General features: G+C 65.8%; 20 protein-coding genes. 6 read left to right on the top strand and 14 right to left on the bottom strand.

Features of this window, described 5'->3' with window-relative positions:
* Position 1: 1 nt before the first annotated feature.
* The 3 genes from B9C43_RS05220 to B9C43_RS05210 are packed head-to-tail and all read right to left on the bottom strand — an operon-like array spanning position 2 to position 2,794.
* Positions 2–706, bottom strand: a complete 705-nt coding sequence (locus B9C43_RS05220) for a GntR family transcriptional regulator (protein WP_033391822.1) — start codon at positions 704–706, stop codon at positions 2–4.
* Complete coding sequence (locus tag B9C43_RS05215) at positions 703–2,151, bottom strand: purine-cytosine permease family protein (RefSeq protein WP_235038439.1); 1,449 nt, start codon at positions 2,149–2,151, stop codon at positions 703–705. The genes B9C43_RS05220 and B9C43_RS05215 overlap by 4 nt, the downstream gene beginning before the upstream one ends.
* A gap of 46 nt (positions 2,152–2,197) precedes the next feature.
* Positions 2,198–2,794 carry a TetR/AcrR family transcriptional regulator gene (locus B9C43_RS05210; protein WP_235038438.1) on the bottom strand — a complete coding sequence of 199 codons (597 nt, stop codon included), beginning with the start codon at positions 2,792–2,794 and terminating at the stop codon, positions 2,198–2,200.
* Positions 2,795–2,818: 24 nt separating this feature from the next.
* On the opposite strand from B9C43_RS05210, the gene B9C43_RS05205 reads away from it, so the two are divergent.
* From B9C43_RS05205 to B9C43_RS05195, 3 genes are all read left to right on the top strand, one after another.
* Positions 2,819–3,733: an SDR family NAD(P)-dependent oxidoreductase gene (locus B9C43_RS05205; protein WP_456077594.1), complete on the top strand. Its 915-nt coding sequence runs from the start codon at positions 2,819–2,821 to the stop codon at positions 3,731–3,733.
* Between the two features lie 73 nt (positions 3,734–3,806).
* Positions 3,807–4,244, top strand: coding sequence for a MarR family winged helix-turn-helix transcriptional regulator (locus tag B9C43_RS05200; protein ID WP_084424880.1), 438 nt, complete (start codon positions 3,807–3,809; stop codon positions 4,242–4,244).
* Positions 4,245–4,356: 112 nt separating this feature from the next.
* Entirely contained in the window at positions 4,357–4,728 is a 372-nt protein-coding gene (locus tag B9C43_RS05195; RefSeq protein ID WP_143446127.1) for an aspartate carbamoyltransferase, read from the top strand.
* 3 nt (positions 4,729–4,731) lie between these two features.
* On the opposite strand, the gene B9C43_RS05190 is transcribed toward B9C43_RS05195, so the two are convergent.
* On the bottom strand, positions 4,732–5,268 hold the full coding sequence (locus tag B9C43_RS05190) for a TetR/AcrR family transcriptional regulator (RefSeq protein ID WP_235038437.1): 537 nt from the start codon (positions 5,266–5,268) through the stop codon (positions 4,732–4,734).
* An 88-nt stretch (positions 5,269–5,356) separates the two neighbouring features.
* On the opposite strand from B9C43_RS05190, the gene B9C43_RS05185 reads away from it, so the two are divergent.
* The gene (locus B9C43_RS05185; RefSeq protein ID WP_084424877.1) at positions 5,357–6,223 is read left to right on the top strand and encodes a TIGR03564 family F420-dependent LLM class oxidoreductase; all 867 of its coding nucleotides are present in this window, start codon (positions 5,357–5,359) and stop codon (positions 6,221–6,223) included.
* On the opposite strand, the gene B9C43_RS05180 is transcribed toward B9C43_RS05185, so the two are convergent.
* From B9C43_RS05180 to B9C43_RS05170, 3 genes are read right to left on the bottom strand one after another with little or no spacing between them, the layout of a single operon-like run.
* On the bottom strand, positions 6,213–6,704 hold the full coding sequence (locus tag B9C43_RS05180; protein WP_084424876.1) for a DUF742 domain-containing protein: 492 nt from the start codon (positions 6,702–6,704) through the stop codon (positions 6,213–6,215). The genes B9C43_RS05185 and B9C43_RS05180 overlap by 11 nt on opposite strands.
* Before the next feature lie 12 nt (positions 6,705–6,716).
* The gene (locus B9C43_RS05175; RefSeq protein ID WP_033391828.1) at positions 6,717–7,148 is read right to left on the bottom strand and encodes a roadblock/LC7 domain-containing protein; all 432 of its coding nucleotides are present in this window, start codon (positions 7,146–7,148) and stop codon (positions 6,717–6,719) included.
* Positions 7,145–9,634: a sensor histidine kinase gene (locus B9C43_RS05170; RefSeq protein WP_084424875.1), complete on the bottom strand. Its 2,490-nt coding sequence runs from the start codon at positions 9,632–9,634 to the stop codon at positions 7,145–7,147. The genes B9C43_RS05175 and B9C43_RS05170 overlap by 4 nt, the downstream gene beginning before the upstream one ends.
* Before the next feature lie 283 nt (positions 9,635–9,917).
* Here B9C43_RS05170 and B9C43_RS05165 point away from each other — a divergent pair, with 283 nt between their 5' ends.
* Both B9C43_RS05165 and B9C43_RS05160 read left to right on the top strand, forming a co-directional pair.
* Entirely contained in the window at positions 9,918–10,280 is a 363-nt protein-coding gene (locus B9C43_RS05165; RefSeq protein WP_084424874.1) for a DUF485 domain-containing protein, read from the top strand.
* Positions 10,277–11,890, top strand: a complete 1,614-nt coding sequence (locus B9C43_RS05160; RefSeq protein WP_033391830.1) for a solute symporter family protein — start codon at positions 10,277–10,279, stop codon at positions 11,888–11,890. Before B9C43_RS05165 ends, B9C43_RS05160 begins: the two co-directional genes overlap by 4 nt.
* Here the strand turns inward: B9C43_RS05160 and B9C43_RS05155 are convergent.
* From B9C43_RS05155 to B9C43_RS05125, 7 genes are all read right to left on the bottom strand, one after another.
* Positions 11,882–12,304 (bottom strand): carboxymuconolactone decarboxylase family protein, encoded by a 423-nt coding sequence (locus B9C43_RS05155; RefSeq protein ID WP_033391831.1) that lies wholly within the window; start codon positions 12,302–12,304, stop codon positions 11,882–11,884. The genes B9C43_RS05160 and B9C43_RS05155 overlap by 9 nt on opposite strands.
* A 26-nt stretch (positions 12,305–12,330) precedes the next feature.
* Entirely contained in the window at positions 12,331–13,179 is an 849-nt protein-coding gene (gene sigJ / locus B9C43_RS05150; protein ID WP_084424873.1) for an RNA polymerase sigma factor SigJ, read from the bottom strand.
* 35 nt (positions 13,180–13,214) lie between these two features.
* Positions 13,215–14,006, bottom strand: coding sequence for an SAM-dependent methyltransferase (locus B9C43_RS05145; RefSeq protein WP_084424872.1), 792 nt, complete (start codon positions 14,004–14,006; stop codon positions 13,215–13,217).
* A 126-nt stretch (positions 14,007–14,132) separates the two neighbouring features.
* Entirely contained in the window at positions 14,133–15,008 is an 876-nt protein-coding gene (locus tag B9C43_RS05140; RefSeq protein ID WP_084424871.1) for a GHMP family kinase ATP-binding protein, read from the bottom strand.
* The gene (locus tag B9C43_RS05135; RefSeq protein WP_084424870.1) at positions 15,005–16,810 is read right to left on the bottom strand and encodes a class I SAM-dependent methyltransferase; all 1,806 of its coding nucleotides are present in this window, start codon (positions 16,808–16,810) and stop codon (positions 15,005–15,007) included. Before B9C43_RS05135 ends, B9C43_RS05140 begins: the two co-directional genes overlap by 4 nt.
* Positions 16,807–17,937 (bottom strand): glycosyltransferase, encoded by a 1,131-nt coding sequence (locus tag B9C43_RS05130; protein WP_084424869.1) that lies wholly within the window; start codon positions 17,935–17,937, stop codon positions 16,807–16,809. The genes B9C43_RS05135 and B9C43_RS05130 overlap by 4 nt, the downstream gene beginning before the upstream one ends.
* On the bottom strand, positions 17,934–18,716 hold the full coding sequence (locus B9C43_RS05125) for an alpha/beta fold hydrolase (RefSeq protein WP_033391846.1): 783 nt from the start codon (positions 18,714–18,716) through the stop codon (positions 17,934–17,936). The genes B9C43_RS05130 and B9C43_RS05125 overlap by 4 nt, the downstream gene beginning before the upstream one ends.
* Positions 18,717–18,720 lie beyond the last annotated feature (4 nt).

The raw sequence follows: 18,720 nt of genomic DNA, 5'->3' as shown, positions 1-18,720 counted from the left end.
GCTAACCGCCGAACTTCAAGTGCAGCCGGAAGCGGTCCGGGTCGAGCAGGCTCTCGACGTGCTCGACGAACTGGCCGTTGATGTCACGAGTCAACCGCCGGGTGCGCAGGAACCGTTCGCCCACAGGGCGTTGGAGCAACTCGGCCTCGGTCGCGCTGAGGCGGGCGAGTTCACACCACTCCTCGCCCGAGTCCGGAACCAGGCCGACGCCGCGCAGTTCGTCGTACAACGATCCTTCGAGTCCTTTCCACGGCAAGTCACGCAGGCTCCCGATGGCCGGGACACGGCTTCGCTCAAAGGAAATCGGCGAGCCGTCCACTATGGAGCGCAGCCGGTCCACCGCGATCAGCTCGGCCGATTCCAGGCCGAGGCGTTCGGCCAGCTCGGCTTCCTCGACCAGCGCGATCCGGACGACCTTGGTCTCGACTCCCTTATCGGCCAACGCGCGCGTCCAGCCGAGGCGGTCGTCTATTGTCCGGTCGTCGAACGTGACGAACGAGCCCTTGCCCGAGTGCGTCGCGATCAGGCCTTGGTTTCCCAGCTCTGTCAACGCTTGCCGAACAGTGTTACGGCTGACGCTGAACCTCGCTGCCAGCGCGTTCTCCCCTGGCAGCTGCGCGCCGTGCGCCAGCCGTCCAGATTGGATCTCCTTCGCCAGCTGCTCGACGATCCGTTCGTGCTTGAGCCTGCCAACCCGGTCGTTCATGCTCGCTCCTGAGCACTGACTTGCCTGCGGCTGAACAGGAACGTCACCAGGAAGCCGATCACCAGCGCGACCAGCACCCCGAGGTTCGCACCCGACCAGGCATCGGCAAGACCGAGCGGTGCGAGCAGATACCCCTGCCAGCCAAGCCACTCCGCACTGGTGTTGGTCACCAGGCCCCACCCGATCGCGGTACCCACCAGCACAGTCATGATCGGCAGGACTCGGACATCGCCGTACCGTCCGGACGGGTCGTAGAGGTCCCGCTCCGCGTAGTCGGTTCGGCGTAGCGCGATATCGGCCAACATGACGCCGCACCATACCGCGATCGGCACGCCGAGTGTGATGAGAAATCCCTGGAACTGCCCGAAAAATGTGCCCGCGAAGAAGACGACGTAGACCGTGCCGATCACCACGACGATGCCGTCGACGAAAGAGGCGGCGTAGCGCGGGATCCGAATGCCCAGCGCCAGCAAGGTCAAGCCGGACGAGTAGATGTTCAGCACCGCGCCGCCGACCAGGCCGAGCACGGCGACCAAGGCGAAGGGCACCAGGTACCACGTCGGCAGAATCGCGGCCAGCGCACCGATCGGGTCGGCGGCGATCGACTCGTTCAGCTCAGTGGACGACCCGGCTAGCAACAAACCGAACAGCAGCAGCACGACTGGCGCCAGCGACGAGGAGAACGCCGTCCAGCCGACGACCGAACGACCGGAGGTGCTGCGCGGGAGGTACCTCGAATAGTCCGCGGCCGCGTTCACCCAACCGAGGCCGAAGCCTGTCATCAGGAACACGAGCGCGCCGACCACGTTCTGCGCCGAGCCCGCCGGAAGCGCGGACACGGCCGACCAGTCGACGCGGTGCGCGACGAAGCCGATGTACACGACCGTGAGCACGCCGGTGATGATCGTGATCCACGTCTGCATCCGCATGATCAGGTCGAAGCCGAGCACGCCACCTGCGATCGTCAGCACGGTCACCACGATCAGGGCGACGATCTTCGTCGTCGTGCCGCCGCCCCAGCCGAGACGTTCGAACACCGTGGCGGTCGCGAACGTCGCCAGGATCGTCAGAACGGTTTCCCAGCCGACGGTCAGCATCCATGAAATCAGCGACGGCAGCCGGTTGCCGCGTACACCGAACGCCGCGCGCGAGAGCACCATCGTCGGCGCGGATCCGCGTTTGCCCGCGACCGCGACCAGTCCGCAAAGCAGGAATGACACCCCGATGCCGATGATGCCGACGATCACGGCCTGCCAGAAGGAGATGCCGAAGCCGAGCACGAAGGAGCCGTAGCTCAGCCCGAAGACGGAGACGTTGGCGGCGAACCACGGCCAGAACAGCTGGCGCGGCGTTCCTTTGCGCTCGGCGTCGCTGATGACGTTGATGCCGTTCGCCTCGACCTGGAACACCATGAGCATCCCCTGATCCGGTTCAGACCTGTTCAATTGATTGTGGACGGTAGGCCTCTATACCCGCGCCGTCAACATCCCGTCAAGATCGCGCCAGCCCGTCCGAGATGACCTGGAAGATCCGCTCGGAGTCGCCGCCGAACCGCTGCATCGCCTGCAGGCCGATCAGCAGGGTCTTGACGTGCATGACGTCCACATCGGACCGGGCGGTACCGGCCCGCTGGGCGAGGTCGAGCAGCTTCTCAAGCGCCACCATGAACTCACGCTCGCCTTCGGGCACCACGACGCTCATGTCGATCCCGATCCCCGCCATCGCGTCGACAAGACCATGGTCAACCGCGGCCTCGTCGATCATCCGGCGCAGGAACGTGTACAACGCGCCACCCGGGTCCTCGGCCGCAAGCGCCTGCGCGTCCTCAGAGAGTTGCCGCATCCGATCGGTCACGACCGCTTGGTACAGCGAGTCCTTGGTCGGAAAGTGCCGGTACACCGTGCCCGCACCGACTCCGGCGCGCCGGGCGATCTCGTCGATCGGCACGCCGAGCCCCTCCTCGGCGAACGCCTCATAGGCCACCTTCAGGACCTTGGCCCTGTTCCGTGCCGCGTCGGCCCGCACCGTGACCCACCTCTCCGTCGACAACCGGGGCGTGCGTTCCGTATAGTCATAACCGGAACGCACGCCCCGATTCTACCTCCAGGAGTGATCATGCCCAAGTGGACAGCAGCCGACGTGCCCAATCAGGACGGGCGGACAGCGGTGATCACCGGCGCGAACACCGGCATCGGCTTCGAAGCGGCGAAAGTACTGGCCGCCCGTGGCGCCACAGTGGTCCTCGGCGTCCGCGACACCGCCAAGGGCTCAGCGGCGGCCGCCCAGATCGTCGCGGCGAGCCCCGGTGCCGACGTGCGCGTGCAGCGTCTGGACCTGACCTCATTGGACTCGATCCGCGCGGCGGCAGACGCGATCCGCGCCGACTTCGCGAGCATCGACCTGCTGATCAACAACGCAGGCGTGATGTACACGCCGAAACAGACCACGGCCGACGGCTTCGAGCTGCAGTTCGGGACAAACCACTTGGGACACTTCGCGTTGACCGGGCTGCTGCTGGACATGCTGTTGCCCGTCCCGGATTCCCGGGTGGTGACGATTTCCAGTGTGGGTCACCGGATGCAGGCAGCCATCCACTTCGACGACCTGAACTGGGAGAAGTCCTACAGCCGGGTAGGCGCGTATGGACAGTCCAAACTGGCCAACCTGATGTTCACCTATGAGTTGCAGCGCAGGCTTTCCGGCAAGGGCAAGACGATCGCAGTCGCGGCACACCCCGGCGGCTCGCGGACCGACCTGATGCGTAACTCACCCCTAGCCTTCCGGTTGGCGTACAAGGTAATCGGCAGGCTGATCACCCAGGCGCCATCCGAGGGTGCGTTGCCAACCCTTCGCGCGGCAACGGATCCCAACGTCCTCGGCGGCCAGTACTACGGACCATCGGGACTCGGCGAGTCCCGGGGCGCACCTGTCCTGGTCAAGTCCAGCGCTCAGTCCCACGACGTGGCGATCCAACGCCGCTTGTGGACGGCATCGGAGGAGCTGACCGGCGTGAAGTTCCCCGTCTGAGGGACCTGCGGTTGCGTCATCCAGCCGGCGCAAATAGTTGCAATCTGGAACTAGATAGTTCTAGATTGGAACTATGTCGAGCAAGCACGTGGACGAGTTCGCTGAGTCGTTCGCGGCCTTCATCCGGTCACTGGGGCTACTCGAGCCTGACCGCACGCCGTGCGGCGCACCGATGTCGGTCGCGGAGGCCCACGCGCTCACGATTCTCCGCGAAGGCGCCCTGCACCAGGGCAAACTCGGCTCGCTGCTCAACCTCGGCAAGTCCACGACCAGCCGGTTGACCGATGGTCTGGTAGAGCGCGGATGGGTTCAGCGCGAGCCCGACCCGAGCGATGGACGGGCCCGGCTGCTGACGTTGACCGAGGCCGGGTCGAATGCCGCCGAGTCGGTCGTACAACGGCGCAGCCAGCGCCTCAAAGCCTTGCTCGACCACATCGATCCCGATCAGCACGCCGCTGTGATCAACGCACTTCGGCTGCTCAAGGAGGCAAGTGAGCATGATCGCCGGTAAGCCGGTCGCCGCCCTGTTATGCCTGGCGGTCTTAGGCACAGCCTGTTCGGCACCGACCTCGGATCCGGGCACCGACCGCCAAGCCCAGGTCGCCGAGAAGGGCCAGTCCGTGATGCCTTTCGACCTGGACAAGACCACACACCGCTTCACTCCGCGCGAAGACGGCCTGCTCCAAGAGGTTTTCGCCGACACACCGGACGACACGAACCAGATCAACCTCATCCGCGAACATATTGCCACCGAGGCAGACCGCTTCCGCCGTGGCGATTTCTCCGACCCCGCCACGATTCACGGCACAGCCATGCCCGGCTTGGCAGAATTGTCTTCCAGCGCAACGAAAATCACCATCGCCAAGGCCGACCTGCCCAACGGTGCCTCGTTGACCTTCCGCACCACCGATCCAGCCCTCGTCAAAGCCCTCCATGTGTGGAGCGAAGCGCAGGTCGCCGACCACGGCAAGCACGCCGAGCACGGGACCACATAAGGCTCACGCCCGGAGCCCGTCCAGCATGACGTCGAGAATCCGGTCGGTGACCTCGCTGCGTTCGTCCCGGATGAACATGTTCATGAACGTGGCGATCTCAAGCAGGCCAACATCCTTCCGAAGGTCGCCGTCGTCCTGCGCCCGTTGGATCACGTCCTCGAACAAGTCGAGCCAGCGTTGCCGGACTTCGCGAAGTTCCGGGTCCGCCTCGATCGCCGCGGGAATCCCGTGGCACATCGGGTCTTGCAACAAGCCGAGCCGGAACTCCGACCACGAGCGCAGAAACCGTTGCAGCACCGCCCAAGCGGACTTCTCCGAGGCGTTCGCCGCGGTGATCGCCTCGGCAAGGCGCTGGAACATGTCCGTCGACACCGCGTTCACCAGTGCGTCGCGGTCTGGGAAACGCCGGTAAAGCGTCCCGACGCCAACTCCTGCCGCCCGTGCGATCTCCTCCATCGGAGTGTCCACGCCGTTGGCGGTGAACAGCACACGGGCGGCCGCGACGATCTGGTCGCGGTTGCGTTGGGCGTCCGCTCGCACGCCGCCTCCCGGTATGTGGACGATCTTCTTCCGGTTAGTGTAGCGTCGGAGTTAAGCGGAGGAAATCCATCCACTTATAGGGGCGAGTATGCGCATCGGGCTCTTCGTCGAGGACATGGGCAAGACCATCGAGGAGTACTTCGCAGAGGTCAAAGCCGCTGCACAGGCAGGCATCCGGGCCGTGTGGCTCGGTGAACGGCTCTCATGGGACCCGCTCACGCTGCTGGCGATCACCAGCCGCGAAGTACCGGACATCGCATTGGGCACCGCAGTAGTGCGTACCTATCCACATCATCCGCTCGCTCTGGCGGCCCAAGCGCTCACCGTGGGCAATCGGCTCGTCCTTGGCCTCGGGCCGAGTCATCAGCCGCTGATCGAGGGCCAGTACGGCTACGACTACACCAAACCGGTACGGCACATGCGTGAGTACCTGACGGCCCTCATCCCGTTGTTGCACGGCGAAAGCGTTGACTACCAAGGGGAAACACTCAAAGCGCACGGCCAGATAACCGCGCCGGGAAGCCAGCCGCCACCCGTGCTGATCTCCGCACTCGGCCCGCAGATGCTCAAGCTCGCCGCCGAACTCACCGACGGCACGATCACCGTGTGGGCAGGCCCGAAGACAATCGGCGACTACTTCGTGCCCACGCTTCAAAAAGCGGGCAAAGGCACCAAGGTTGTCGCGATCGTCACCGTGTCGGTGACCGACGATCCTGATGCGGCAAGGGAAAGTCTCAACCAGACATACGCTCCCGCCCGCGATCTGCCCAGCTATCGCCGGGTGCTCGACCGCGAGGGCGTCGACAACATCGGTGACACAGTGATCGCTGGCAGTGAAGAGCAAGTCGCGCAAGAACTCCAGCGTTACCGAGACGCGGGCGCGACCGAGATCATCGCTGTCACCGTCGGCGACCACCAGCGTGCGATCAACCTGCTGGGCGAGCTCACGTCCTGAGGTTCGTCAGTCCTCTGAGGACACGTTCGAGCAGTTCCATGTCCGGGCTGGTCGAGTTGCTCTCGTGCACGGTGATCAGGCCAAGCATCGCCATGTCCCCCAGCAGAACCTTGGCCACGCCGAGCGGAAGTCGCAGCAACGCACCGACTTCGGCGACCGATTTGGACTGACGGCACAGTTCCGCGACTTCCTGGTGCTCGCCCTTGAGTTCCCACATCCGGTCGAGGGCCCGTGCACTGGTCGAGACCAGGGTCTCGATTTCCAGCCGGTAGTCCGACCGGGTCCGGCCGCCGGTCCACGCGTAGGCGCGGACGCTCGCCGCCTGCTCGACCGGGAAGTCGGGTTCGGCGGCGGGCGCGGGGGCCGGTCGTGGCGTTATCGATTCAGTGGCCGCCGGTGCCCGATGGCCACCTGAACGGAAGTTCAGGCTGAATCCATTGAGCACATCGGCGAATCCTTGATCATGATCCCCGGCGCTCATGGATCACCTCGCTTACCGCCGCACTGACCCACTCAGTTCGGCACGCAGTTCCGGAGTCAGCATCTGACCGACCTGGTCGACCAGCACGGTCATCTCGTACGCGATCTGTGCGATGTCGCTGTCGCGACGGGCAAGCACAGCCATGCACGAACCGTCCTTGATGGACGTGAGCAACAGCACGCCGTAGTCCATCTCCACAATCGCGCGGTTCACCGTTTCCGCGCCGAGCACCTTGGCCGCACCCATGTTGAGGCTGTGGATGCCCGCGGCGATCGCGGACATCTGATCCGCCCGGTCCAAGGGCAGCCTCTTCGATGCGGTGAGCAACAGCCCGTCGACGGAGATCACCACGGCGTGCGCCACTCCGGCGACGCGCTCGGTGAAGTTGTCGATGAGCCACCCGAACCGGCTGACCTGACGACCCTTGGTCGGCGTTTCGGTCATGTCTGCTCCTCCCCCTGTTCCTCTGTCGTGCTTTGGCGGATACCCGCCTGAAAGCTGCTCAAAAATCCCCGTGCACGTTCGGCGTTGCCCGGGCCCCGGGCAGGCACGGCACCACGCTTGCCGTTGCCTGGTGGCCCAGTGCCTTCTGGGCCCATCGGAGTGACGAACAACTGCGCTTTGGGGACCCGTTTGGGCAGCTCCCCTTCTTTTTGTGGCGGCGGAGGGGTCGTCGGCCTGGCCTGCGCCGGGACCGACGGTTGTGCTGCGTGCTTGGCCGGGGCGCTGCTGGACCCGCCACCGGGTCCACCGAGCCAAGCGAACTCGTCCTGCTGTGGTTGCTGCTGTGGCTGGGCCGCAACCGGTTCAGGGTCCTGCTCGATGACCGGCCGGTGTGACCGGAACAGGATCGACGCGGGCGAGCTGGCCCGCGGCAGGTCTGGCAGTTTCACCGAGATACCGACCGAGCTCAGCCTGCCGGACAGGCTGCCCTCGTCCGGGGCGGCCGGCTGCGGCTCGAAGACCATGGTCTCCTCGGCCGCACCGGGCTGCGCAGGCTGAGCGGGCCCCGACTGTGCCGGGGCCATACCGGTGATCAGCTCCGGTGGCACCACGACGGACGCGACGAGGCCGTCCTCGCCGTTGTCCCTCCTGGCCAGCAGCACGCGGATACCGTGCCGGGTCGCGAGGCTACCGACGACGAACAGTCCCATTTGCCGGGACACCGGAACGTCGACGCCACCGCCCGCGGCCACACGCGCGTTGGCGTCGGCCAGTTCGGCGTCACCCATGCCGATGCCGTCGTCGATGATCTCGATCAGCACCGACCGGTCGTCCCGGATGGACGTCTGGATGATCACCTGCGAGTCCGGCGGCGAGAACGCGGTGGCGTTCTCCACTAGTTCGGCTACTGAACGAACCAAATCACCCGCGGCGTAGCCGAGGACGTCCACGCGCGGAACCGACCGGACCGACGCCCGTTCGTAGTGCTCCACTTCGGACACCGCGGCACGCAGCACGTCGGCCAGCGGCACGTGCTCGGTGAACCGGCGGCCCAGTTCGGCACCGGAGAGCACAACGAGGTTCTCGTTGTTGCGCCGCATCCGGGTGGCCAGGTGGTCCAGTTTGAACAGGTTGGCCAGCTGGTCGGGGTCGTTCTCCTTCTGCTCCAGCTGTTCCATCAGCCGCAGCTGGCGCTCCACCAGACCCTGGCTGCGCCGCGACAGGTTGACGAAGATGTTGCGCAGGTTGCCGCGCAGCTCGGCTTCTTCCTCGGCCGAGCGGACCGCCTGGTTCTGCACGGTGTCGAACGCGCGGGCCAGCTGGCCGAACTCCTCGGTCGTGTTGACCGGCATCGGGTCGATCTTCGCCGGACGGCCCGCACGGATGTCCGACACGGCGGAAGGCAGCTTGGTCGACGCGACGTCCAGTGCGGCGTTACGCAGCGACCTCAGCGAGCGCAACAGGTATCGGCCGACGACACCACCGATCCCGGCCGCCAGCAACACCATCGCCAGCAGCAGCACGGACTGGAAACCCGCACGGGTACTGGTCTCGTCCTGCAGCCGGGTCGCGCCGTCACGCAGCTCGGTCGCCACGGCCTTGAGCACGAACGTCATCAGCGCGGTCGTCTGGTCCGAGGTCCTGGTCCAGTCCGCTGCGTTGAACGGCAACGTGGCCCGGACACCCGGACGACGTGGCGGCGGCTCGGCGCGTGCCTGGCGGACGAACTCCTGGCGCTGGGTGACATCCGAGCCGGCGACCGTGTCGAGATATTGCTGCCACAGCTGCGGCGGGGCGACCGAGCGCATGTCGGCGATCACGTCGGCGAGCCGGACGTCGGACTCGATCAGCCGCTCGCGTTCCGGACCGGTCAGCTCACCGCGGCGGACCCCTTCCAGCACCAGCGATTGCTGGAAAGACACCTGCTCGCGGGCCACCTGCAGGTCGAACAGCGCGGTGGACGAGCCGGTGAGCTCCTCGTCGGGGAACTTGCTGACCAGCGACCGGTCGAAGTCCAGCATCGCCTGGGTCAGGATCGCGTAGCCGGACCGGACGACCTCGGTGTCGGTTCCGGCGAGCACTTGCTGGCGCAGTCCGGGCAAAGCGCCCATCGCACGCTTGAGGTTGTCGTACCCCGCTGTGGCGACCGGGCCGAGGTCCGGCGTGTTGCCGACCATCCAGTCGACGGTCTCCATCAGCGTGTCGGTCCGCGCCCACTGCGCGCGGTACTCCTCGTCGTCGGACTCCATCGCCAGGTTGCGCTCACCCTGGAGCAACCCGAGGGTGGGTACCAGCTCTTCGCGCAGCTGTGCGAGCCGCTCGACTTCGGCGTACGAATCGGCCAGGTCGAGGTCGGCCTGCACCCGCAAAGTGCCAAGCGTCATCGCGCCAATGACCGGCACCACCAGGACGGCGCCGATCTTGACGAGTACAGGCCAGTTCCGCCACTGCACGGCCACCTTGGACCACGAGCGCCGTGCGGTCACGAGAACCTCAAATACAAATAGGACATCGCGGATAACCTAGGTAACTGTCGCCCATTTGTTCAAGTGTCAATTACGCCACGATCCCAGCACGGTCGGTCAATGGCTCAACATGCAGACCAACAATGGTGTTGGAACTTTTCACACCGTAACAGCACTGAGTTGAAACCTCTCCGGGATGGCGCTTGACGTCGCAGGTACGACAGCCTAGCTTGACTTCGGCCACCGGCCCGCTCCCCCCATCCGATGGATCGTGCCGACGAGAACCCCGCGGAGGACAACCCCGATGAAAACGATGCCGTCCTTTTCACGGGACCACGATTTCACCGAGGTCGACGACGGTGCGCCGGACTTCTCCGCGATCGCGCGCAGCCCTGAATTCGTCCGGCTCCGCAGGCGGATCCTCTGGTTCGTCATGCCGGCGACCCTGTTGTTCCTGATGTGGTATCTCAGCTATGTCCTGCTCGCCGCTTATGCCCCCGAGTTCATGAGCCAGCGCGTCAGCGACAACATCACAGTGGGGCTTTTGCTCGGGTTGTCCCAGTTCGTGACCACTGTGGTGATCATGTTGGGCTACGTTCGGTTCGCGAAACGGCGTATCGATCCGCAAACCGAACAATTGCGAAACCGAGTGGACGCGGTCCAATGAACCAGTCGGCCGACACGGTTTTTCTGGCCCAGGCAGCCGGTAATCCGACAATTAATGTCAGCATCTTCCTCGCCGTCGTTGTGGTCACGCTGTTCATCGTCTACCGGGTGAGCAGCAGGAATACCACCGCAGCCGACTACTACGCCGCGGGCGGCGGCTTCTCCGGCATGCAGAACGGCATCGCGCTGTCCGGTGACTACCTGTCCGCCGCGTCCTTCCTGGGCGTCGCAGGCGCGATCGCGGTCTATGGCTACGACGGCTTCCTGTACTCCATTGGCTTCCTGGTCGCGTGGCTGATCCCGCTGATGCTGATCGCGGAGCGGTTCCGCAACACCGGCCGGTTCACGATGGGCGACGTCGTGAGCTACCGGATGAAGCAGCGCCCGGTCCGGGCCGCCGCGGCCAACGCCACCCTGGTGATCTCGTTCTTCTACATGCTCGCCCAGATGGCCGGTGCGGGCGCGCTTGTGGCGTTGCTGCTGGACGTGCACACCGCAGGCGGGCAAGCGTTGGTGATCTGTGTCGTCGGCGTGATCATGGTGTTGTACGTGCTGGTTGGCGGCATGAAGGGCACCACGTGGGTGCAGATCGTCAAGGCGGCGCTGCTGCTGGTCTGCGTGAGCCTGATGAGCGTGTTCATCCTCGGCAAGTTCGGCTTCGACCTCGGCGCGTTGTTCGGCCGTGCGGCGGAGAAGAACGCGCTGAGCGACCTGATCCTCGAGCCGGGCGCACGGTACGGCCGGAGCGACACGGCCAAACTGGACTTCGTCTCGCTGTCCTTGGCACTGGTGCTCGGCACGGCCGCGCTGCCCCACGTGCTGATGCGCTTCTACACCGTGCCGAACGCCTACCAGGCACGCAGATCAGTGGTCTGGGCCATTTGGACGATGGTGCTGTTCTACCTGAGCACGCTGGTCATCGGCTACGGCGCCAGCGCGATCGTCGGTTCGGACGCGATCACCAGTGCGCCCGGCGGCGAGAACTCCGCTGTGCCGCTGCTGGCGTTCCACGTCGGCGGCACCGTCCTGCTTGGACTCGTCTCGGCCGTGGCGTTCACCACGATCCTTGCTGTGGTGGCGGGTCTGACGCTGACGGCGTCCGCGTCATTCGCCCACGACGTGTACGCCAATGTGATCAAACACGGTAATCCCGAACCAGGTTCCGAGGTCCGGGTGGCCAGGATCACCGCGGTCGTGATCGGCGCCCTCGCGGTCGGCGGCGGCATCCTTGCCACCGGCCAGAACGTCGCTTTCCTTGTGGCACTGGCGTTCGCGTTCGCCGCGTCGGCCAACCTGCCCGCGATCCTGTACACGCTGTTCTGGCGCCGGTTCAACACAACCGGGACGTTGTGGTCGATTTACGGCGGCCTGGCCAGCTGTCTGGTGCTGATCCTGTTCTCGCCGGTGATCTCCGGCAGCGAGACGTCGATCATCCCCGGCATCGACTTCGCGCTGTTCCCGTTGTCCAACCCGGGCATCGTGTCGATCCCGCTGTCGTTCGTGCTCGGCATCGTCGGCACCTTCGTCGGTGAACGCAAGGGACTCCAAGAAGGTGCCGACCGCCGTGACGAGATGGACGTCCGGTCGGTGACCGGGATCGGCTCAGGCTGACTTACGCAGGGAACCCGGGACTGACTGGAGGATCACGCCGAACCGGTTCCACGCGTTGATGGTCGCGATGGCCACCACGAGTGCGCCCAGTTCCTCGTCGGTGAAGTGCTTCTGGGCTTCGGCCCAGGTGTCATCGGACACGCGGCCCGTGGTCAGCCGGGTTCCTTCCTCGGCGAGCCGGAGCGCCGCACGCTCCTGCTCGGTGAAGAAGGGCGTCTCCTCCCACGTCACCACGCTGAACAGCCGCTCGTCGGTCTCCCCCGCGGCCTTCATGTCGTGGGCGTGCATGTCGACGCAGAACGCACAGCCGTTGATCTGGCTGACGCGGAGTTTCACCAGCTCACGGATCCGCTCGGGCAATGGGCTTTCCCGCTGCCACTCCTCGAGAGCGGCCATGTGCTTGTACGCGCCCATAGGCGGCTTCAATCGCGGTTGCACCGTTACTCTTCCTCTCCATTGATCAACGCGCGCACGCGCGTGAGTTTTTCCGGGTTGGCGACCATGTCGATCGCGGTCACCCGGCCATTCGCCGTGGTCAGCGCCACGACGCTGTGCAGGTCGCCGTCGACGAAGCGCAGCAGCCCGGCCCAGCCGTTGACCTGGACCGCACGGAACTGCACCGGAGCGCGGTGCACTCCCGCCAGGAACCGGGAGACCTTGTCGGCGCCGTAGACCGGTTTGCGTGCGGCCTTCATCACGCCGCCACCGTCGGTCTTGAGCACGACTTCCGGATCGAGCAGCCGCAGCAATCCCTCGATGTCGCCGCCAACGCATGCCTGCGAGAACGCGTCGACCACGCGTTTCTGCTGGGCGTGGTCCAAATCGAAGCGTGGTGTCCGGTCACGGACGTGCTTGCGGGCGCGGCTGGTCAGTTGCCGCACGGCCGCCGCGCTCCGGCCGACTGCCTCGGCGACCTCGGCAAACGGCATACCGAACACTTCGTGCAGAACGAAGGCGGTCCGTTCGGCGGGCGAGAGCGTCTCCAGGACCACGAGCATGGCCAGGTTCACCGACTCGGTCATGGTCACGCGGTCTTCCGGTCCCTCGACGAGGGGCTCCGGCAGCCATGGCCCGACGTACTGCTCACGCCGGACCCTCGCGGATCGGACATAGTCCAAGGCGAGCCGCGAGGTCGTGACCACGAGCCACCCGGTGACGTCCTCGATGTCCTGCGTGCGGTTCAGCCGTAGCCACGCGTCTTGGACGATGTCCTCGGCCGCGCCGAGGTCACCCGTGATGCCGTAGGCGATGCCGAGCAGCCGGTCCTTGGCTTCCAGAAATTCCTGCACACCCCTAGGACGGGGCAGGATTCAGGATTGTGACATCAGGGCTTGCGGCCGACCGCGCCCAACGCGAGCCGCTGGGTACGGCCGAGCGGTTGCAGGCGTGGGCCGTCCGGCCACCAGTCCGCGAGCAGCACGAGCCCGGGATCGAGCAACTCAAGGCCGGCGAGCATGCCCTCGATCTCTTCGCGGGTCCGCAGCCACAGCGGGACCTGGGCGTTCACGTAGACGTCCCGCACGGCATTGGCGAGCTTGGACAGCTCTTCGTCCTCGACCGGATCGATCAGATGCGCGAAGACGAAATATGAGCCCGGTGCAAGTGCGTCGATGTAGTCCGCGACGATTCCGGCCGGGTCGCGCTCCGGACGGACGTGCTGCATGGTGCCGACGTGGTAGACCGCCATCGGCTGGCTGAAGTCCAGGTGCTTGGCGACGGTCGGGTGCTCGATCACCTGCCGTGGCTTGCGGAAATCAGCCTCGACCATGTGGGTCCGGTCGTTGTCGGCCACCAGCGCACGGCCATGGGCGAGCACACCGCGATCCAGAGAGACATAGACCATGGCCGACTCACGGTTGAGCCGTTGCGCGACTTCGTGTGTGTTCTCCGCCTCTGGCAACGTGGCACCCAGGTCGAGGAACTGGCTGATGCCCAGTTCACCGGCGAGGTACCGGGTCACTCGCATCATGAAGTCGCGACGGTCGAGCACCGCACGCAGGAACTCCGGGTCCAGTTCCAGGAAACGCGCGCGCACGTCCCGGTCGACCTGGAAGTTGTCCTTGCCGCCGAGCAGGGCGTCGTAGACCCGGGGGACACTCGCTCTCGTCGTGTCCATCCGGAGAGGAGCGTCCCGGACTTCCGACGATTCATCACCCCGAGTCATCCAACTAGTCCCGTCTGCTTGTCGCTGATCACCGTCTACAGTACGGGTTCACGCAGCGCGACGGGCGGCATACGGCATTTATCCGGTGACTCTGCGGGCGCCGGGTGACGGCCGGATGGTCAGATACCTCGGTGCGGTGAGCGTTTCGCGGCGGAAGGCACCGGACACATAGGCCCGCACCGCGGCGACGCGATCGGGCGTGGCGAGCGCGACAACAGGTCGTCCCGGGTCGTCCACCAGCATCGTTGCACCAAGCGCACCGGCTTTTAGCGCTGCGGCAACAGCGATGTCCTGTTCGGTCTCGGTTTGCTGGGCACGGTGGAAGTCCGTCAGATCCTGCCCGAGCTGCTCGACCGAACCGTGTTGCCGGATGCTGTAGTCCGTCAGCCGCACCGGTGTGTCGCGACGGACGCGGGTGTCGACAATCAGCAACCGCGCGCCCGCGATGTCAACGCCCACTTCGTATCCCGCGAATGCCGCCTCCACCCGCGATTGCGGCTGCGATTGCGCGAGAACATCCACGAGATGTCCCAAGGGCATGCTCGGATGGCACAGATCACGCAGCGCCAACGCAGCCGCGCATGCCAACGCGGTCTGCGACGACAACCCGCTGCCAGCCGGAAGGTCCACACTGCACAACAACGTGGCGCCGCCGGGTTGCAGGCGTTCGGCCACCTGGACCACCGGTTTCGCCCAACTGGGCACATCATCTGATGGAAGGACCACTGGCTCGGCGGGTTTGTTGATGGACGCCAGCTCAATGATCCCGTCGTCCCGCCGCTCACCCGCGACGATCGCGCCCCACCGTCCGCACACGGACAAACCCGGCAGCACGCTGACGACGCCGGGCGCATACCAGACGCCTTCGGCCGAACGGCCGTACGCCTCCCGGAAGGCATGGGGCACAAGACGAAGTTCCGGGGAGACGTCCGGCCGGTCAGCGAGGTCGATCACGAGCTCTCCTTGCGAGCAAGCACTCGGTAGGCGTTGCCGCGGTCGGTGCGCTTGGCGATGGCCTGGTTCACGGTCTTGTCCAGCAAGCCCGCCACGATCAGCCACGGGATGCCCACCGACCAGACGGCCGCGCTGCGCAGCGCCTTCAGCTTCGGTTTGGCCGGGCGCCACGGCGATGGTGACCGTGGCGCGATGCTGGCGAGGAACAGGTAGCTGGACAGCACGAAGTCGTTGCAGAGGTGGGCTTTGCCGCGTTCCTCCGCGACCGGTCGCAGGCCACGCTCGGCCAGTGCCTTCTTCAGGTTCTCGATCGGCAGCATGTGCTGGTGCTGCGGCTGGAACCACGGCATCCAGTACCTGCCGAACAGCCTGCCCAGCCGCCATTCCGGGTCGGGCACCTCGATCAGCAGGTATCCGCCGTCGGACAGTGTGTCCGCGGCGATGTCCAGCTCGTCCCACGGGTCACGGACGTGTTCGAGGTAGTGGTGCATGCTGATCACGTCGTAACGGCCGCGCAACTGGTCGGCGAAGTCCTTGAAGTTCCCCCGGTAGGACTCGGTGATCCACCCGAGCGTCACGGCGTCCTCAATGGACGCTCCTTGGTCGAGGCCGTCGAACCGCGTGTCCGGCAGGATCTCCTTGGCACCTCGGCAGAAGTGCGCGTGCCCGGAGCCGACGTCCAGCCAGTTGCGGGGCGTGGTGAACGGTACGACCATCTTGGCCCGGTCGTAGTACGGGTCGGGTTTGCCCGCGAACACGGCTTCGGCCGCGCTGGCGCCGTGGCCGTCGTAGAAGTCCCGGTAGTAGAAGTCCAGACCGGCGGTGGACAGCCGCGGGTTCTGGAAGACGTGCCCGCACGAGACACAGCGGTCCATCGTGAACTCACCGGGCTTGCGCTGCACGAGGTCGACACTGCGGACAATCCGCTCGAGTTGCACCGCGCCGCAGGTCGGGCAGCTTTCCCTGCGTGGCTCGAAGAACCGGTCGGTGCCGCGCTCGATCTCGTCCCGATAGGACGGCGCCGAGGCCAGCAGATCCTTCTCCTGCTGGATTTCCGCTTCCGTGCGCCAAGTTCCGCTGAGCGTCCTGATCCACAGGTACGGCTGGTAGACCGCGCGGAAGACCGACGTCAACCAGAGGTCTTTGGGTCGCAACGGAGTTCCGGCGAACACGAGCAGCGGTTGGAGACTGTACAGACCGGCCGCGATCAAGCCCCACGGCCACGTCCACAGAGTCGCGCCGAGCACCGCGAGGTATCCGATCACCGAGGCCACAGTGGACAGTGCGGGGCGCTTGCCGTACTTGCGCAGTCGTGCTTTCCGCGTTGACAGGTCGTACGGGTTGGCGGGCAAGGTGGGCGCGACGGCGAGGTCGACACTGACACCTTCCCGGTCTTTCACACGCCGGGCAACGGTGACGAACTCGGTGGGATCGGCCGGGTCCTTGATGTCCAGTTTGTCCACGGCCTTGCGGCTGTAGAGGATCGCTTCGCCCGCGCTGGTCCCGCGAATCCAGCGGCCGCCCCGGTAGGTCTTGGGGTCGACCTGGTTGAGCAGGTCGAGCGCGGCGACCGTCGGCAGGTTGGCCGGAACGAGGTCGACCAGCCCGAGATCCTCGGTTCTGGCGAACTCGATCGCCGACTGCCGCACGTCCGCGGGCAACTCCGCCGGGAAGGACTGGAAGTCCTCGGAGTCTCCGGATGCCGCGGGCAGCACCCGTACCTGACTGGCTCGTCCCCGCAGCCGCAGGGTGTCCAGCGCCAGGTAGACCACTACCAGGCCGAACAGGATCCACGCGATCATGCCACCACCGCCTCGAGATGATCAGCCGCAGCGGACGCACCGCCGCCGAGCCGGAAGGACTCTTGTACCCGGGTCGCGTTGGCCGCGTACTCCGGGTCTGTCAGCACGTCGGCCAGTGCCGTGCGGATCTCACCGGCCCGGACTCGTTGGTATTTCAGGCGAATTCCCGCGCCCGCGGACACGACCTGCTGCGCGATGATCGGCTGGTCGTCCCGGATGGGAGCGACGACGAGCGGCAGCCCGTGTGCCAGCGTCTCGCAGACAGTGTTGTGGCCGCCGTGCGAAATCACCGCGTCCATGTGTTTCATCAGTGCCAGTTGCGGGACATGCTCCCGCACAAGGACATTCCGCGGAGCTTCCAGCGGCGGAGCGACCATGACCACCTGCACGTCCGGCATGTCCGTGACGGCCTCGATCACCTCGCCGAAGAACCGGTGCCCGGCGGCGCCGTTCAACGTTCCCAGCGACACCAGGACTTTGCGTTTTCCCTCGGCGAGCCAGTCCCACGGGAAATCACCGCGGTCGGGCCGGTGTTCCAGAACCGGGCCGGTGAAGACGTAGTTCGGCGGGAATGTGTCACCGACCAGCAGCGGTGAGGTGAACACCAGGACGAGGATCTCGGAGAACCGGATGTCGGATCCGCTCAAGTCGTGCAGCTGGCCGAGCACCCACTCCTCGACCTTTGGCATCGTCTTCAGTGGACGGATCAGCTCGGCCGGGGTGCTCGCGCTGGTCACCCACGGCACGCCGAAGTCCTGGGCCACGACCGGCCCAGCGAGCGCTTGCTGGTCGGCGATCAGCACGTCCGGCTGGTAGTCCTTCACCGCGGCCTGGACACCGGGGATCATCGCGTGCGCCAGCGGGATCAGGAACTCCTCCCACAGGAACTTCAGCACCGCGATGCCTTTGAGCTCAAGCCAGCGCTGCCGGGCATCCTGGATTTCGGCTTCCAGCCGGTCGTCGAGCGCAGGGAACACATGGGATCCGAGGGGCAGCAGGGCTTCCAGGGTGGCGGGATGGCCCACCCATGCGACCTCGTGACCACGCCGCAGCAGCTCCGCGCCAACGCCGACGGTCGGGTTGATGTGCCCGGTGAGAGGTGGCACGACGAACAGGAATCTGCTCATGCGCGCTCCAACCAAGCAAGCACCCGGTCGATCAGCTCCCCTGTCGCCTCACGCAGCACGGTGTGCCCGAGGCCGGGGATCACGTGCGTTTCGCAGTTCGGCACGAGCCGGTCCAGATCCTTCGCCGCGCCAACGAGTTCCGACTCGGCACCGAACACCCCGAGCACCGGGCACTGGATCTGGGAAAGGTCCGATTCGGACAGCAAAGCACCCGAGACGAGGTCGTCTATCAGCGAAGTCTTGTTGAGCAAGGCATCCGCGTTGTTGGCCAGCTTGGCGACCTTGCGCTGACCAAGCTTGATCAGTTGCTCGCCGGTCCGGTCGAACTCCAGCCCCAGCGCCGCCACGCTCAACGTGTTGACGATGTCCTCGACCCACTCCTCGCCCGACTCCCCCGCACACGCTGCCTCCACGAGCACAACCCCGGCAACGCGTTCGGCGACCTTGAGCGCCGCGTGCATCGCGACGATGCCGCCGTAGCTGTTGCCCAGCAGGTACACCGGCTCCTCAACACCCAGCTCGTCCAGGATCGCGATCAGGTCGAGCGCACTTTCCTGTGGCGTGTAGCCGGTTTCCGGCCGCGCGGACAGGCCGTGCCCGCGCAGGTCGAACAGGATCGTGCGGACCCCGTTGCGTGCCAGGGGTGCCGCGAGGGTGTAGTAGAAGCTGGACAGGTTGTCCATCACGAGGCCGTGCACGAACACCACTGTGGGTCCGGTGTTCTCCGGACCCAGCTGCTGGACGTGGAACTTCAGGCCACGGGCGGGGATGTGAGCCACGGTC

The sequence above is a fragment of the Kibdelosporangium aridum genome, assembly GCF_900176515.1.
GTDB classification, from domain to species: domain Bacteria; phylum Actinomycetota; class Actinomycetes; order Mycobacteriales; family Pseudonocardiaceae; genus Kibdelosporangium; species Kibdelosporangium aridum.
Note: the sequence above shows the minus strand (reverse complement) of the source record. Positions and strands in the feature narration are given on the sequence as shown.

Bases quoted from the DNA above. Each gene is read 5' to 3' on its own strand.
- B9C43_RS05220 (WP_033391822.1), bottom strand. From the start codon at position 706: ATGAACGACCGGGTTGGCAGGCTCAAGCACGAACGGATCGTCGAGCAG.
- B9C43_RS05200 (WP_084424880.1), top strand. From the start codon at position 3,807: ATGTCGAGCAAGCACGTGGACGAGTTCGCTGAGTCGTTCGCGGCCTTC.
- B9C43_RS05195 (WP_143446127.1), top strand. From the start codon at position 4,357: ATGCCTTTCGACCTGGACAAGACCACACACCGCTTCACTCCGCGCGAA.
- B9C43_RS05185 (WP_084424877.1), top strand. From the start codon at position 5,357: ATGCGCATCGGGCTCTTCGTCGAGGACATGGGCAAGACCATCGAGGAG.
- B9C43_RS05180 (WP_084424876.1), bottom strand. From the start codon at position 6,704: ATGAGCGCCGGGGATCATGATCAAGGATTCGCCGATGTGCTCAATGGA.
- B9C43_RS05175 (WP_033391828.1), bottom strand. From the start codon at position 7,148: ATGACCGAAACGCCGACCAAGGGTCGTCAGGTCAGCCGGTTCGGGTGG.
- B9C43_RS05165 (WP_084424874.1), top strand. From the start codon at position 9,918: ATGAAAACGATGCCGTCCTTTTCACGGGACCACGATTTCACCGAGGTC.
- B9C43_RS05160 (WP_033391830.1), top strand. From the start codon at position 10,277: ATGAACCAGTCGGCCGACACGGTTTTTCTGGCCCAGGCAGCCGGTAAT.
- B9C43_RS05155 (WP_033391831.1), bottom strand. From the start codon at position 12,304: ATGGGCGCGTACAAGCACATGGCCGCTCTCGAGGAGTGGCAGCGGGAA.
- B9C43_RS05145 (WP_084424872.1), bottom strand. From the start codon at position 14,006: ATGGACACGACGAGAGCGAGTGTCCCCCGGGTCTACGACGCCCTGCTC.
- B9C43_RS05135 (WP_084424870.1), bottom strand. From the start codon at position 16,810: ATGATCGCGTGGATCCTGTTCGGCCTGGTAGTGGTCTACCTGGCGCTG.
- B9C43_RS05130 (WP_084424869.1), bottom strand. From the start codon at position 17,937: ATGAGCAGATTCCTGTTCGTCGTGCCACCTCTCACCGGGCACATCAAC.